Below are 16129 nucleotides of genomic sequence, written 5' to 3' on the forward strand. Positions count from 1 at the left end.
ATCGGCGCACCGCACCGCACCGCCTAGAATTGCCCGCATCATGACCGCACCGGGGTACCAGACTGTCCAAAACCCGATTGCGGGGCTCGTAGACCTGGCGTTGACCGCGCCGGCCTTCACCGAACTGATCGAGCGTGCGGGCGACCCGCCCGCCGAACTCGCGCTGGTCGGTCCGGTCGGTGCGCGGCCGTTCACGGCTGCCGCCCTGGCCCGCAACGGCCCGCTGCTGGTGGTCACCGCCACCGGCCACGAGGCCGACGACCTGACCGCAGAACTGCGTGGTGTCTACGGCGACGCGGTGGCACTGTTCCCGTCTTGGGAGACGCTTCCGCATGAGCGGCTCTCGCCCGGGGTCGATACCGTCGGCGCCCGCCTGCTGTTGCTGCGCCGGCTGTCTGCGCCCGACGACGCCCGGCTGGGGCCGCCGTTGCGCGTGGTGGTGACCGCGGCCCGGTCGCTGCTGCAGCCGATGACCAGCCAACTGGACGCGATCGAGCCGGTCATGCTGGCCGTCGGGGACGAGGTCCCGTTCGAGGAGGTGATCTCTCGGCTGGTCGGGCTGGCCTACTCGCGAGTGGACCTGGTGGGCAAGCGCGGCGAGTTCGCGGTCCGCGGCGGCATCCTCGACCTGTTCCCGCCGACCGCCGAACATCCGGTGCGCATCGAGTTCTGGGGTGACGAGGTCACCGAGATCCGGCCGTTCTCGGTGGCCGATCAACGCTCCATCCCCGAGGTCGAGGTCGGCACCGTGGTCGCGGTGCCGTGTCGGGAGTTGCTGCTCACCGACGACGTGCGGGCGCGCGCGGCCGAGCTGGCGCGCGATCAGCCACAGACCGACAACGCCGTCTCGGGCACCGTCGGCGACATGCTGGCCAAGCTGGCTGAGGGCATCCCGGTCGACGGCATGGAGGCGCTGAGTCCGGTGCTGCGGCCTGGCCCGCAGGCACTGCTGACCGATCAGCTGCGCCCAGGCACCCCGGTGCTGGTCTGCGATCCGGAGAAGGTCCGGGCCCGCGCCGCCGACCTGATCAAGACCGGACGCGAATTCCTGGAGGCGTCCTGGTCGGTCGCCGCGATCGGCGGCGAGGCACCGATCGACATCGAACAGCTCGGTGGGTCGGGATTCCGGGAGTTCGCGCAGGTGCGCCAGGCGGCGCTCGACACCGCCCATCCGTGGTGGACGCTGAGCCAGTTGCCCGACCCGGAGGCGACCGAACTCGACGTCCGTCCGTCGCCGTCGGCCCGCGGCCGGCAGCGCGACATCGACGAGATCTTCGCCATGCTGCGGGCGCACATCGCGACCGGGGGTCGTGCGGCGGTCGTCGCGCCGGGTGTCGGTACAGCACGCCGGATCGTGGAGCAGCTGGCCGAATCCGATACTGCGGCAACGTTGTTGGACTCCGGTGCCGCGCCGCAGCCCGGGGCGGTCGGGGTGCTGAAGGGCCCGCTGCACGAGGGTCTGGTGATTCCGGGCGCCGACCTGGTTGTGGTGACCGAGGCCGACCTGACCGGCAACCGGGTCAGCGGTCCGGAAGGCAAGCGGCTGGCGGCCAAGCGCCGCAACGCCGTCGACCCGCTGGCGCTGACCGCCGGCGACCTGGTGGTGCACGACCAGCACGGCATCGGCAAATTCGTGGAGATGACCGAGCGCACCGTCGGTGGGGCGCGGCGCGAATACCTGGTGCTGGAGTACGCCTCGGGCAAGCGCGGCGCGAACGGCACCGACAAGCTCTACGTGCCGATGGACTCCCTCGACCAGCTGTCCCGCTACGTCGGTGGCCAGGCCCCGGCGCTGAGCAGGCTCGGTGGCAGCGACTGGAGCCAGACCAAGACCAAGGCCCGCAAGGCGGTCAGAGAGATCGCCGACGAACTGGTCGCGCTCTACGCCAAACGACAGGCCGCGCCGGGCCACGCGTTCGCCCCGGACAGTCCGTGGCAGGCCGAGATGGAGGACGCGTTCGGCTTCACCGAGACCATGGACCAGCTCACCGCGATCAGCGAGGTCAAGGCCGACATGGAGAAGCCGGTCCCGATGGACCGGGTGATCTGCGGCGACGTCGGCTACGGCAAGACCGAGATCGCGGTGCGCGCGGCGTTCAAGGCCGTCCAGGACGGCAAGCAGGTCGCGGTGCTGGTGCCCACCACGCTGCTGGCGGACCAGCACCTGCAGACGTTCAGCACCCGGATGGCCGGCTTCCCGGTCACCGTCAAAGGACTGTCGCGGTTCACCGACGCCCAAGAGTCCAAGGCGACCGTCAACGGCCTCGCCGACGGCTCGGTGGACGTGGTGATCGGCACCCACCGGCTGCTGCAGACCGGGGTGCGCTGGAAGGACCTCGGCCTGGTGATCGTCGACGAGGAACAGCGGTTCGGTGTCGAGCACAAGGAGCACATCAAGGCCCTGCGCACCCACGTCGACGTGCTCACCATGAGTGCCACGCCGATCCCGCGGACCCTGGAGATGAGCCTGGCCGGCATCCGGGAGATGTCGACGATCCTGACCCCGCCCGAAGACCGCTATCCGGTGCTGACCTATGTCGGCGGCCACGACGACAAGCAGGTCGCGGCCGCGCTGCGCCGGGAGCTGCTGCGTGACGGCCAGGTGTTCTACGTGCACAACCGGGTCAGCTCCATCGACGCGGCCGCCGCCCGGGTGCGCGGCCTGGTGCCCGAGGCCAGGGTGGTCGTCGCGCACGGCCAGATGCCCGAAGAGATGCTGGAAACCACGGTGCAGGGCTTCTGGAACCGGGAATACGACATCCTGGTGTGCACCACCATCATCGAGACCGGCCTGGACATCTCCAACGCCAACACGCTGATCGTCGAGCGTGCCGACACCTTCGGGCTCTCGCAGCTGCATCAGCTGCGCGGCCGGGTGGGACGTAGCCGAGAGCGCGGCTACGCGTACTTCCTCTACCCGAAGGAGAGCCCGCTGACCGAGACCGCCCACGACCGGCTGGCCACCATCGCCCAGAACAACGAGTTGGGCGCCGGGATGGCGGTGGCGATGAAGGACCTGGAGATTCGCGGCGCCGGCAACGTGCTGGGGGTGGAGCAGTCCGGGCACGTCGCCGGGGTGGGCTTCGACCTGTACGTGCGGCTGGTCGGCGAGGCGGTCGAGGCGTATCGGGCGGCGTTCAACGGCGAGACGGTCACCACCGAAGAGGTCAAGGACGTCCGGATCGACCTGCCGGTCGACGCCCACCTGCCGCCGGAGTACATCAACTCGGACCGGTTGCGGCTGGAGGCCTACCGACGGTTGGCCGCCGCTCCCGGCGACGACGAGATCGCCGCGGTCATCGAGGAACTGACCGACCGCTACGGGCCGCTGCCCGAGCCCGCCGGCCGGCTGGTGGCGGTGGCCCGGCTGCGGCTGCTGTGCCGGGCAGCCGGGATCACCGAGGTCTCGGCGGCGTCGGCGACAACGCTGCGGCTGGCCCCGATGACCCTGCCGGACTCCGCCCAGTTGCGACTCAAGCGGATGCATCCGTCGGCCAGTTACCGCGCGACCACCGCCACCATCCAGGTCCCGATCCCGCGTGCCGGCGGTGCCGGCGCGCCGGTCGGGGCGCCGCGCATCCGTGACGTCGAACTGGTGCAGATGGTGGCCGATCTGATTTCGGCACTGGACGGCAAGCCGCAGGGTCTCATCGACGTCACCGGCACGACGCCCGCAGTACGGTAGCCACGATGACCGTTGTCCTGGTCGACCCCCGCCGGCCCTCGCTTGTCCCGGTCGAAGCCCTCGCGCTGCTCGCCGGTGAGATCGTCTACACCGAGGAATTGCCGATCGTGGTGCCCTGGTCGTTGCCGGCCGCGCGATCGGTGCTCTCGGGCGTCGAAGCCCCGGTGTTGCTTTCTTCGGACCGCAACCATCCCGACGTGGTTGCTCGCCTGGCGGCCGGCGAAACGCTGATCGCGGCGCCGGATGCGCCGCCGGGGGAGCGGCTGATCGACGCGGTCGCGATCATGGACCGGTTGCGCACCACCGGGCCCTGGGAGAGCGAGCAGACCCACGACTCGCTGCGCCGGTTTCTGCTCGAGGAGACCTACGAACTGTTCGACGCGGTCCGCAGCGGCGACGCCGACGAGTTGTGTGCGGAGCTCGGCGATGTGCTCCTGCAGGTGCTGTTCCACGCCCGTATCGCCGAGGACGCACTGGAGCGCCCGTTTTCCATCGACGACGTCGCGGATTCGCTGCTGCGCAAGCTGGTCAATCGGGCGCCGGCGGTGCTGGCCGGCGAGGAGATCTCGCTGGCCGATCAGGTGGCGCAGTGGGAGCAACGCAAGTCGCTGGAGAAGAAGTCCAGAGACTCGATCATGGACGACTTGCCGACCGCTCAACCGGCATTAGCGCTGGCGCAGAAAGTGCTGCAACGGCTCGCCCGCGCCGGCGTGCCCGCCGACCTGATCCCCGAGACGGTCACCCACGTCACGGTCGCCGCTGATATCGATGCGGAGAACCACTTGCGCGCAGCGGTTTTGGAGCTCATGGACACGGTCCGTGTGGTGGAGAAGGCGATCATCGGGGAGTCCACCGAAGAGCAGTGGCGCGCCCACTGGCCCCAGCCCTAGCGCTTATCGCAGCCGATCAGTTCGGGTTCTCGCCCCAGCTGCCCGGCAGCATCGGCATCCGCGGCTCGGTGTCGAGCCCGTCACCGGTCAGCACAGCGATTCCGGAGGCCTGACGGCTGGTTCCGGTCGCGGTACCGGCGAAGCCCAGCGGGCCGGCACCGGAATCCGAGGCGCTTGCCGCGCCCGGGGGCCCATCCCACTCCGGCGTCACGTCGATGTTCATGTCCATGTATTCGTCGCCGAATCCGCGCTGCTTGGCGCGCTGCCGCTGCCGGCGCTTGGCGGCCAGCGCCTGCGCCGTGGCCTCACCGGGGGCGCCCTGGCTCTCCGACGCCTCTTCGTCGGCACTGCGGGAACGCCGCGCACCGCTGGAGCTGCGCGCCGAGGAGGAGACACTGCTCACCAGATACAGGCAGGAGGTGGGCCCGAATCCGACGCCCGGTCCACCACCCGCGCCGCCGCCGGCCGGCATGCCGGCACCCGCGGTGGCAGGAGCGGTGGGGCCCGCCGAGGAGATCGGGTCTGCGCAGGCGCACGCTTCGGCTCCCGCGGGCACCGGGGCGCCCGCGGCGACCGGCGCGCCGACGCTCCCGCCCACCGGCATCGGCGGGGTCGGCTCGACGGTCTGGTCCAGCCCGACTGCACCGATCGCGCCCAGCGCACCGAGCCCGGCCGCCGCGGCCAGCGCCGGGGCCGCTGCCATCACGATCGGGATCGCCATCATTACTGCAATCTGGCCCATCGGCCACAACAGCATCAACGTGTGAAAGGTGAACCAGCCCAGGGCCCCGGCCAGAATCGGGGACATCCCCGGGATCTGCACCAGCATCTGGGTGACTGCGCTGGCAAACGGAAACGCCTCGATCGGATATCCGTCGACGCCCAACTGCGCCCACAACCACTTGGCGATCGGGTCGGCAAAGCCCATGTTGAACTGCGTGATCAGGTCCTTGAGCTGCTGTTCCCAGCTGGGGGCGGCAGCGGCCTCGGCAGCCCCGGGGGCCACGATCGGCGGTGCGGGCGTCGCTGCCGGAACCGAGGCCAGCGCCGCGCCCGCGATGCCCTGGTAGACGGTCATCATCTCGGCGGCCTGGACCCACATCCGGGCGTAGTCGGCTTCGTTCAGCGCGATCGGGACGGTGTTGATGCCGAAGAAGTTCGTCGCCAGCAGCGTCGCGTGCACGGCATGGTTGGCGGCCAGTTCGGCCAGGGTGGGCATGCCGGCCAGTGCGGTGGTGTAGGCCGCGGCCGCGGTCTGGTGCAGACCGGCGGCGGCGATGCTCTTGGCGGCGCTGTCAGCCAGCCAGCTCAGATACGGGGCGTGTGCGGCTGCGTACTGCTGGGCGCTGGGGCCCTGCCACGTACCGGCCACTCCAGCCAGTACCGCGTCGAGCTCGGCCGCCACTTCGGCGTATTCGGCGCTCATCACCGAGTACGCCGTCGCCGACTCCAGCAGCGGACCGGGTCCGGGCCCGGCGCTCAGCAGCGCTGAGTGCACCTCTGGCGGCGACGCCAGCCAAACCGGTGCGGTCATCGAAGTCCTCTTCCCCCGAAGATGTGTGACGTTGTTCAGACACTCATTAGTCGCGTCGCGGCCCGGTTTGGTTCCATCCTGGCGAACCTTTGTGTCCGGGCGCCTAATGAGCGACTATGGCGACATGCGGTGCGAGGTAGTGCGCGAGACCCTGTCGTCGCTGCTCGACGGCGAGCAGCAGGAACTACCGGCGCAGCAGGTCGATGCGCACTTGGCATCATGCCGCGGCTGCCGGCGCTGGCTGGTCGGCGCTGCCGCCCAGGCCCGCCGGCTGACCGACATCAACGGCGACACCGAGAGTGACTACGCGGCCGGGAAAGGCCCTGACCTGGCCGCCCAGATCCTGGCGGCCGCCGGGGTGACATCGATCACCGCCGAGGACGCCGACGACAGCCTCTGGTCCCGGTGGGGATTTCGACGGCCCGCGCTGGTTGCCGTCGGCGTGCTGCAGGTGGCGATGGCGGCGGTACAGATCGCCGGCGTCGACTTCGGCATGGTGTCGGCACATGGCCACGGGCACCCTGCGGCCACCGGCGCGCATTTGCTGCATGAATCCACGGCGTGGCTGTTGGCGCTCGGTGGAGCGATGATCGCAGCGGGTATCTGGCCGGCCGTGGCGGCCGGGGTTGCCGCGATTACCGGGGTATATGCGGTGGCACTGGGTGGTTACGTGGCTGTCGACGCCTACCACGGTCAGGTGACGGCGGCGCGGGTCGCCAGCCACCTGCCGGTGCTGATCGGCTTGGCGTTCGCTTTGCTGGTGGCGCGTCAACGCATGGGCGGCGCAGGCCCGCGCCCAGCCCGGTGGGACGCCGACGGCGCCGCTGACGGGGCCGCTCCGGGGGCGGCCGTCAGTCGCGGTCGCCGTCGCCATCTGCGGTCGGTCAACCGCTCCGAGGGCTCTACGACCATGCGTCGTAATAGCGCCGCGACCGCGGGTCTAAGGTGGGTGTTCATGGCGGGAGCTGACCGAGTGGACGACGATGCTGTCACCGCTCTCGCCGTTGCCGCCGCCGCCGGTGATGCCCGCGCGTTGGAGGCCTTCATCAAGGCCACTCAGCACGATGTCTGGCGATTCGTGGCCTACCTTTTCGACGGTGTCAGCGCTGATGACCTGACTCAGGAGACCTTCCTGCGCGCCATCGGCGCGATCCCGCGTTTCGCCGGCCGTTCCAGTGCCCGGACCTGGCTGCTGGCCATCGCGCGGCGAGTGGTGGCCGACCACATTCGGTACCTCAAGTCGCGTCCGCGTACCGCCCCGGGCGCCGACCCCGAGCTGCTGCTCGACCGCGACCGGCCGTCCCGTGGTTTCGAGGACGTCGTCGAGGTGACTGCGTTGATCGCCGGCCTGTCGACCGATCAGCGCGAGGCACTGTTGCTGACCCAACTGTTCGGGCTGTCCTACTCCGACGCCGCCGCGGTCTGTGGTTGTCCGGTGGGCACCATTCGATCCCGGGTCGCGCGCGCACGTGATGCGCTGCTGGCCGATCCGGAACGCGGTGAGCTGACCGGTTAGCCGGCGGGCTAGCGAGGCTCGACGAAGGAGAGTCGAAGCTGGAACCAGCCGCATAGACTCGTCTGAGTTCGCGCTGGCAGAGCCGGTTTTTGCGACGAGCGCGGGCGGTGTGGGCGACCGGTGGCGTCTCGCCCGTCGACTAGTCATGGAACGATGGACGCAAAACCATAGCTTCGAGGTTGGGGAGAGCGGTGTCGGCGCTACGTTGGCTGCGGACGGCCGCCGTCGTCGGCGCGACGGCTGTTCTGCTGGCGTCCAGTTGCAGCTGGCAGCTCGGCAATCCCATCCCGCAGGGCGTGCCGCCGCCACCCGGCGATCCGGTCCCGCCGGTCAGTACGGACGTCGCCTCGGGCCGGCCGGCCGACCAGCTCTATCACTGGGCCGCTGAACGGGCACCGATGCTCGGCATCCCGATCACCGCGCTGGAGGCCTACGCCTACGCCGCGCGGGTCGCGGAGGTGGAGAACCCCAACTGTCATCTGGGTTGGACCACCTTGGCCGGCATCGGCCAGATCGAGAGTCATCACGGTCACTACAACAACGCCACGGTGGCGCGCAACGGCGACGTGCGGCCCAAGATCCGCGGGGTCCGGCTCGACGGCTCCGGAGGAAATCTCCACATCGTCGAGGACGTGCAGCCGGATCTGGCCGACGACGACGGTGTGGTCCGCGCGATGGGCCCGATGCAGTTCATTCCGGAGACCTGGCGGCTCTACGGCGTCGACGCCAACAACGACGGCGTCGTCAGCCCCGACAACATCGACGACGCCGCCCTGTCGGCGGCCGGCTATCTGTGCTGGCGCGGCAAGGACCTGGCCACCCCCAAGGGCTGGATGACGGCGTTGATGGCCTACAACGAGTCGGAGATCTACGCCCGCGCCGTCCGGGATTGGGCCGCCGCGTACGCGGCCGGTCGCCCGCTGTGAGGTGTCTGGTACGGGATAGGCTCCCAGCAGGCCCCCGATAGGACAAGAAGGCCAGCCCCATCACGTTCAAGGAGAAGTCAGTGCCCATCATCCAGCAGGTCGGTGCCCGCGAGATCCTCGATTCCCGCGGCAACCCCACGGTCGAGGTCGAGATCGCGCTGGAAGACGGCACGTTCGCCCGGGCCGCGGTGCCCTCGGGCGCGTCCACCGGCGAGCACGAGGCCGTGGAACTCCGCGACGGTGGTGCTCGCTACGGCGGCAAGGGTGTGCAGAAGGCGGTCACCGCGGTACTGGACCAGATCGCGCCGGCGGTCATCGGGATCAGCGCTGACGACCAGCGACTGGTGGACCAGGCGCTGGTGGACCTCGACGGCACCCCGGACAAGTCCCGGCTGGGCGCCAACGCCATGCTCGGGGTGTCGCTGGCGGTGGCCAAGGCCGCTGCCGACTCCGCGGCGCTGCCGCTGTACCGCTACCTGGGTGGTCCCAACGCCCACATCCTGCCGGTGCCGATGATGAACATCCTCAACGGCGGCGCCCACGCCGACACCGGTGTCGACGTCCAGGAATTCATGGTCGCCCCGATCGGCGCCCCCAACTTCGCCGAGGCGCTGCGCTGGGGTACCGAGGTCTACCACTCGCTGAAGGCAGTGCTCAAGAAGCAGGGTCTGTCCACCGGGCTCGGTGACGAGGGCGGCTTCGCCCCCGACGTGGCCGGCACCACCGCCGCGCTGGACCTGATCAGCACCGCGATCGAGGCCACCGGGCTGAAGCTGGGTACCGACGTGGCGCTGGCCCTCGACGTCGCGGCCACCGAGTTCTACACCGAGGGCAGCGGCTACGCGTTCGAGAAGCAGAACCGCACCGCGGCCCAGCTGGCCGAGTTCTACGCCAAGCTGCTCGACAGCTACCCGCTGGTGTCCATCGAAGACCCGCTGTCCGAGGACGACTGGGACGGCTGGGTGGCGCTGACCTCGGCGATCGGCGACCGGGTGCAGCTCGTCGGCGACGACCTGTTCGTCACCAACCCCGAACGGCTCGAGGAGGGCATCGAGCGGGGCGCGGCGAATGCGCTGCTGGTCAAGGTCAACCAGATCGGCACGCTGACCGAAACCCTGGACGCGGTCACCCTGGCCCACCACAGCGGTTACCGCACCATGATGAGCCACCGCAGCGGCGAGACCGAGGACACCACCATCGCCGACTTGGCGGTGGCCGTCAGCAGCGGTCAGATCAAGACCGGTGCCCCGGCCCGTAGCGAGCGGGTGGCCAAGTACAACCAGCTGCTGCGGATCGAGGAGGAACTCGGCGACGCGGCCCGTTACGCCGGCGAGCTGGCCTTCCCCCGCTACGCGCCGGAGAGCAAGTAGCCGCCAGGGGCCGATGCCATGACCGATCCGAAACGGCCTGACGCCAAGCGGCGTGCCGCGACGTCGCGGCCGGGACGGGGCGGGGAGAACGGGCGTGCGCATCCGCGCCGGTCGGCGGCGGTGCGCCGCGGGACGGGCGCCTCGCGCAACCCGCTGCCGTCACCGGCCGGAGCGGTCAAACGGGCCATTGCGGCGGCGACCGAGCAGAGCTCGGAGCTGCGGGTCGGTTTCACCGCCCGGCGGGCGGTCATCCTGGCAGCCGTGATGTGCGTGCTCACACTGACCGTCGCCGGACCGGTCCGTACGTTCTTCGCCCAGCATGCGGAGATGAAACAACAGTCCCAATTGGAGACCACCCTGCACCGCCAGATCACCGACCTGCAGCAACAGAAGTCCAACTTGGACGACCCCGCGCACATCCGGGCGCAGGCCCGCCAGCGGCTCGGCTTCGTCATGCCCGGCGAGATTCCGTATCAGGTCCAGCTGCCTGGGATGGCTGAGGTGCCGGGCGAGCCGGGCGCCGAACCGCTGGCCGCCCCCAGCGGCGATCCCTGGTACACCGCGCTGTGGCACACCATCGCCGACGCGCCGCACCCCCCGCCGGCGCCGCCAAGTCCCCCGGGGCTGCCCGGTCCGCCCGCACCGGTGGTGCCCGTTGGTTGATCCCGCCGACCTGGACGCGGTGGGCCGGCAATTGGGCCGAGAGCCTCGCGGCGTCCTGGAGATCTCCTATCGGTGTCCCAATGGCGAACCCGCCGTGGTCAAGACGTCCCCGAAGCTGCCGGACGGAACACCGTTTCCCACCCTGTACTACCTGACGCACCCGGCGCTGACCGCCGCGGCCAGCCGGTTGGAATCGTCGGGCCTGATGGCCGATATGACCGAGCGGCTGCAGCACGATCCCGAACTCGCCGCCGGCTACCGGGTGGCTCACGAGTCCTATCTCGCCGAGCGGGACGCGATCGAATCGTTGGGAACCACGTTCACCGGCGGGGGCATGCCCGACCGGGTGAAATGCCTGCACGTGCTGATGGCGCATTCCCTGGCCAAGGGGCGCGGCGTCAACCCGTTCGGTGACGAGGCGCTGGCCATCCTGGCCGCCGAGCCGGCGATGGCCGGGGTCCTGGCACCGGAGCAGTGGCTGTGACCCGCCTGGCCGGAATCGACTGCGGCACCAACTCGATTCGCCTGTTGATCGCCGAGCCGATCGATGGCCGACTGCGCGACATCCACCGCGAGATGCGCATCGTCCGCTTGGGTGAGGGCGTCGACGCCACCGGGCAGTTTGCCCCCGAGGCGATCGAGCGCACCCGCGCGGCGTTGGCCGACTACGCCGATTTGCTGGTGGCCCAGGGTGTTTCACGAGTGCGGATGGTGGCGACCTCGGCCACCCGCGACGCGGCTAACCGTGACGTGTTCTTCGACATGACGGCGCAGGTGCTGGGACGCGCCGTTGCGGGGGCTATCGCCGAGGTGATCACCGGGCAAGAGGAAGCGGAGCTGTCCTTCCGTGGCGCGGTGGGTGAATTGGACAGTGCCGACGGGCCGTTCGTGGTTGTCGACCTCGGTGGTGGTTCGACCGAGGTGGTGCTCGGCGATCCGGACAACGGGGTGTCCGCGAGCTACTCGGCCAACGTGGGCTGCGTCCGCTTGACCGAACGGTGCCTGCACTCCGACCCGCCGACCGCCGGGGAAATCTCGGCCGCTCGCGAGGTGGCCCGCGAGCTCCTCGGGGCGGCGGTGCAGGCGGTGCCGGTGCAGCACGCCCGAACGTGGGTGGGGGTGGCGGGCACCATGACCACGCTGTCGGCCCTGGCGCACGGCCTTACCGAATATGATTCGGCCGCAATACATCTGTCACGGGTCGGCTTCGATGATCTGACGGCGGTCTGCGATCGGTTGATCGCCATGACCCGCGTCGAACGGGCCGCCCTGGGGCCCATGCACCCCGGCCGTGTCGACGTCATCGGCGGGGGGGCGATCGTGGTGCAGGAGCTGGCCCGGATCTTGGCGCGGCGCGCCGGAATCGCGGAGTTGGTGGTCAGCGAACACGACATCCTGGACGGCATCGTGCTGTCGATCGCCTCGCGATCTTCCGGCCGGCTGTAAAGGCGTAAAGGTCGCCTCGTCCAGCGTAAAGAAAGCGTCAACGGTCTCCATCGTGCCCGCTGACCGGGTCTAACTTCAGGACAGACCCGGTCGGGTTCTCGAGAACGGAGAACACGTGGCTGTACTGGCCTACCTACTGTTGACGGCGGTGATCTTCGTCCTGCTCGGCGGGGCGTTGAAGTTGGTTGAGCGACTGTGAATCTTGCCAATGCCGTCGGTCTGACGCTGGCCCTGGCGGTGGTGGCGCTGCTGGTGGCGGCGCTGCTGTTCCCGGAACGGTTCTAGTTGAGTACGACAACGGCGGGCGTGTTATTCCTGGCGTCATTGGTCGTGGCGTTGGCCGCGGTGCACGTACCGTTGGGCGACTACATGTATCGGGTCTACACCCGCGAAACACACTCCCGCAGCGAGCGATTCGTCTACCGGTCGATCGGGGTCAACCCGGAGTCCGAACAGACCTGGGTCGGCTATGCGCGCAGTGTTCTGGCGTTTTCCGCAGTGTGCGTGGTGTTCCTGTTCGTGCTGCAGCTCATCCAGGGAAAACTTCCCCTGCATCTGGATCATCCGGCGACATCGATGACACCTGGGTTGGCGTGGAACACCGCGGTCAGCTTTGTCACGAACACCAACTGGCAGGCCTACGCGGGCGAGTCGACCCAAGGGCATCTGGTGCAGATGGCCGGCCTGGCGGTGCAGAACTTCGTCTCCGCCGCGGTCGGCATGGCGGTTGCCGTCGCGTTCGTCCGCGGGTTCATCGGTCGGCGCACCGCGGTGCTGGGCTCATTCTGGGTAGACCTGGTTCGCGGCACCCTGCGCATCCTGTTGCCGCTCGCGGTCATCGGCGCGACGGTGTTGATCGTCGGCGGGGTAGTCCAGAACTTTCACCTCAACGACCAGACAATCACGACCCTGACCGGTGCACCGCAGGCCATTCCAGGTGGTCCGGTGGCCAGCCAGGAGGTGATCAAGCTGCTCGGCACCAATGGGGGCGGCTTCTACAACGCCAACTCCGCGCATCCGTTCGAGAACCCGACCGCATGGACCAACTGGGTCGAGATCTTCCTGCTGGTGGTCATTGCCTTCTCACTGCCCCGCACCTTCGGCGCAATGGTGGGCAACGCCAAGCAAGGCCATGCCATCACCGCCGTCATGGCCGTGATCGCCCTCCTCAGCGTCAGCCTGCTCGGCTGGTCGCAGCTGGCGCATCACGGCACCGTCCCGACCGCCGTGGGGGCGGCGACAGAAGGGATCGAGCAGCGGCTCGGAGTGGCCGACTCGGCGGTCTTCGCCGCGGCGACCACGCTGACCTCCACCGGTGCAGTGGATTCCACCCACGACTCCTATACCAGTCTGGGCGGCCTGCTGACGATGGTCGACATGCAGCTCGGGGAGGTCGCTCCCGGGGGTGTCGGCTCGGGCCTGTACGGCATCTTGATCCTCGCGGTGATCGCCGTGTTCGTCGCCGGGTTGATGGTCGGGCGTACCCCGGAATACCTGGGCAAGAAGATCAGTCCACGCGAGATCAAGCTGGCGGCAAGCTATTTCCTGGTCACCCCGGTGGTTGTGCTGTGCGGAACGGCCATCTCGATTGCGTTGCCGGGCCCGCGCTCGGCGATGGCCAACACCGGACCGCACGGACTCTCCGAAGTGCTGTACGCGTTTACCTCAGCGGCGAACAACAATGGTTCGGCGTTCGCGGGCTTGGCGGCCGACGGGACGTGGTACGAGACCGCGCTGCCGATCGCGATGCTGGCCGGCAGGTTCCTGCCCATGATCTTGGTGCTTGCGCTGGCCGGGGCGCTGGCCGCACAGGGGCAGACCCCGGAATCCATTGGCACGCTGCCCACCCACAAGCCCCAATTCGTCGGCATGGTCGTCGGAGTGACACTCATTCTGGTCGCCCTGACCTTCCTGCCGGCATTGGCCTTGGGGCCACTCGCTGAAGGGCTGCATTGAAATGCGTTCGGCCACAACCATCTCATCGCCGCCGCCGGCCACCGATCATCGGCGGGTATCGGGCGGGCTGATCGGCTCCGCGATGCTGCTGGCGGCACTGCCCGCGGCGTTGCGCAAGCTCGATCCCCGGACCCTGTGGCGCAACCCGGTGATGCTGATCGTCGAGGTCGGCGCGGTGTGGTCCACGGTGTTGGTCATCGGCGAGCGGACTTGGTTCGGCGCTCTGATCGTGTGCTGGTTGTGGCTGACCGTGGTCATTGCCAATCTGGCCGAGGCGGTCGCCGAAGGTCGCGGGAAGGCGCAGGCCGACGCCCTGCGAAAGTCGAAGTCCGACACCGTCGCACGTCGGCTGCGTGGTTGGGCGCCCAATACGCCCGCCATCGAGGAGTCGGTCGCGGCGCCCCTGCTGCAACGGGGCGACATCGTCGTTGTCGAAGCGGGTCAGATCATCCCCGGCGACGGCGACGTGGTGGAGGGCATCGCGTCGGTGGACGAATCGGCGATCACCGGCGAATCGGCGCCGGTGATCCGCGAATCCGGCGGCGATCGTTCCGCGGTCACCGGTGGGACGCTGGTGTTGTCGGACCGGATCGTGGTCCGGATCACCCAGAAACCAGGACAGAGTTTTGTCGACCGGATGATCGCGCTGGTCGAGGGGGCCAACCGGCAGAAGACCCCGAACGAGATCGCGCTGAACATCCTGCTGGCCGCGCTGACCCTGATCTTCGTGGTGGCGGTCGCAACGCTGCAACCGTTGGCGATCTACTCCAAGGCCAACAACCCGGGCGTCTCGGATACGGCGGCGCTCGATGGCAACGGTGTCACCGGCATCGTCTTGGTGGCACTACTGGTCTGTCTGATCCCCACCACGATCGGTGCGCTGCTGTCCGCCATCGGAATTGCCGGCATGGACCGGCTGGTGCAGCGCAATGTGCTCGCCATGTCCGGCCGGGCGGTCGAGGCCGCCGGGGACGTCAACACATTGCTGCTGGACAAGACCGGCACGATCACGCTGGGCAATCGGCAGGCATCGGATTTCCTTCCGATATCCGGGGTATCGGCCGCCGAGCTCGCCGACGCCGCGCAACTGTCCAGCCTTGCCGATGAGACTCCCGAAGGCCGCTCCATCGTGGTCTACGCCAAGGAGGCCTTTGGGTTGCGAACCCGGACACCGGGCGAGCTCACCGCGGCGTCCTGGGTCGAGTTCACCGCGGTGACCCGGATGTCCGGTGTCGACATCGGCGGCCGCCAATTGCGTAAGGGCGCCGCCAATTCCGTCAGCGACTGGGTGCGTGGCCACGGCGGGGACATCCCCGCCGAGCTCGGCCGGATCGTCGACGGCATCAGCGCTGCCGGTGGAACACCGCTGGTGGTCGGTGAGGTGCTCGTCGGCGGGCCGGCCGTGGTGCTCGGTGTCATTCATCTGCGGGACGTGGTGAAGCAGGGCATGCGAGAGCGGTTCGACGCCATGCGGCGGATGGGTATCCGGACCGTGATGATCACCGGAGACAACCCGTTGACCGCCAAGGCGATCGCCGATGAGGCCGGTGTTGACGACTTCCTCGCCGAAGCCACCCCCGAAGACAAGCTGATGCTGATCAAACGCGAACAGCAGGGTGGACGACTGGTCGCGATGACCGGCGACGGAACCAACGACGCACCGGCGCTGGCGCAGGCCGACGTCGGGGTGGCGATGAACACCGGCACCAGCGCCGCCAAGGAGGCGGGCAATATGGTGGACCTGGACTCCGACCCCACCAAGCTCATCGAGATCGTGGAGATCGGCAAACAACTGCTGATCACCCGAGGCGCGCTGACCACTTTCTCGATCGCCAACGACATCGCCAAGTATTTCGCCATCATCCCAGCGCTTTTCGTAACGATCTTCCCGGGCTTGGGTCTGCTCAACGTGATGAGGTTGCACAGCCCGCAATCGGCGATCCTGTCGGCGGTGGTCTTCAATGCGCTGGTGATCGCCGCCCTGATCCCGCTGGCACTGCGTGGGGTCCGCTACGTTCCGGGCAGCGCGTCCAAACTGCTCAGCCGAAACCTCGCGGTCTACGGCCTGGGCGGGATCGTGGCCCCGTTCGTTGGGATCAAGCTCATCGACCTGCTGGTTCAACTTCTTCCTGGGATGGCATGA

Annotated in this window: 12 protein-coding genes and 1 pseudogene; 12 read left to right on the forward strand and 1 reads right to left on the reverse strand. The window is 68.8% G+C overall.

Annotated elements, in window-relative coordinates; all coding sequences use genetic code 11:
- Positions 1-40 precede the first annotated feature (40 nt).
- Together mfd and ACKY0W_RS05185 are read left to right on the forward strand one after the other, a co-directional pair.
- A complete protein-coding gene (gene mfd / locus ACKY0W_RS05180; RefSeq protein ID WP_409436671.1) occupies positions 41-3685 on the forward strand; it encodes a transcription-repair coupling factor in 3645 nt (1214 codons plus the stop codon).
- A gap of 5 nt (positions 3686-3690) precedes the next feature.
- On the forward strand, positions 3691-4575 hold the full coding sequence (locus ACKY0W_RS05185; protein WP_409436672.1) for a nucleoside triphosphate pyrophosphohydrolase: 885 nt from the start codon (positions 3691-3693) through the stop codon (positions 4573-4575).
- 16 nt (positions 4576-4591) lie between these two features.
- Here the strand turns inward: ACKY0W_RS05185 and ACKY0W_RS05190 are convergent, their stop codons facing one another.
- A complete protein-coding gene (locus tag ACKY0W_RS05190) occupies positions 4592-6109 on the reverse strand; it encodes a PPE family protein (RefSeq protein WP_409436673.1) in 1518 nt (505 codons plus the stop codon).
- Positions 6110-6233: 124 nt separating this feature from the next.
- Here ACKY0W_RS05190 and ACKY0W_RS05195 point away from each other — a divergent pair.
- The 10 genes and pseudogenes from ACKY0W_RS05195 to kdpB all read left to right on the forward strand — a co-directional run.
- A pseudogene (locus ACKY0W_RS05195) lies at positions 6234-6932 on the forward strand (DUF2275 domain-containing protein); the annotation flags it as partial.
- Between the two features lie 132 nt (positions 6933-7064).
- Complete coding sequence (gene sigC, locus ACKY0W_RS05200) at positions 7065-7625, forward strand: RNA polymerase sigma factor SigC (RefSeq protein ID WP_406758848.1); 561 nt, start codon at positions 7065-7067, stop codon at positions 7623-7625.
- 191 nt (positions 7626-7816) lie between these two features.
- Complete coding sequence (locus ACKY0W_RS05205; RefSeq protein WP_406758656.1) at positions 7817-8551, forward strand: lytic transglycosylase domain-containing protein; 735 nt, start codon at positions 7817-7819, stop codon at positions 8549-8551.
- A gap of 80 nt (positions 8552-8631) precedes the next feature.
- Positions 8632-9921, forward strand: coding sequence for a phosphopyruvate hydratase (gene eno / locus ACKY0W_RS05210; RefSeq protein ID WP_406758657.1), 1290 nt, complete (start codon positions 8632-8634; stop codon positions 9919-9921).
- An 18-nt stretch (positions 9922-9939) separates the two neighbouring features.
- A complete protein-coding gene (locus ACKY0W_RS05215; protein WP_409436674.1) occupies positions 9940-10584 on the forward strand; it encodes an FtsB family cell division protein in 645 nt (214 codons plus the stop codon).
- Positions 10577-11068 (forward strand): DUF501 domain-containing protein, encoded by a 492-nt coding sequence (locus ACKY0W_RS05220; protein WP_409436675.1) that lies wholly within the window; start codon positions 10577-10579, stop codon positions 11066-11068. Before ACKY0W_RS05215 ends, ACKY0W_RS05220 begins: the two co-directional genes overlap by 8 nt.
- Entirely contained in the window at positions 11059-12030 is a 972-nt protein-coding gene (locus tag ACKY0W_RS05225; protein WP_409436676.1) for an exopolyphosphatase, read from the forward strand. The genes ACKY0W_RS05220 and ACKY0W_RS05225 overlap by 10 nt, the downstream gene beginning before the upstream one ends.
- 195 nt (positions 12031-12225) lie before the next feature.
- Entirely contained in the window at positions 12226-12315 is a 90-nt protein-coding gene (locus ACKY0W_RS05230; protein ID WP_308485889.1) for a potassium-transporting ATPase subunit F, read from the forward strand.
- On the forward strand, positions 12316-13986 hold the full coding sequence (gene kdpA, locus ACKY0W_RS05235; protein ID WP_409436677.1) for a potassium-transporting ATPase subunit KdpA: 1671 nt from the start codon (positions 12316-12318) through the stop codon (positions 13984-13986).
- A gap of 1 nt (position 13987) precedes the next feature.
- The gene (kdpB, locus tag ACKY0W_RS05240) at positions 13988-16129 is read left to right on the forward strand and encodes a potassium-transporting ATPase subunit KdpB (RefSeq protein WP_409436678.1); all 2142 of its coding nucleotides are present in this window, start codon (positions 13988-13990) and stop codon (positions 16127-16129) included.

This window comes from Mycobacterium sp. SMC-14 (genome assembly GCF_046250075.1).
Lineage (GTDB): Bacteria > Actinomycetota > Actinomycetes > Mycobacteriales > Mycobacteriaceae > Mycobacterium.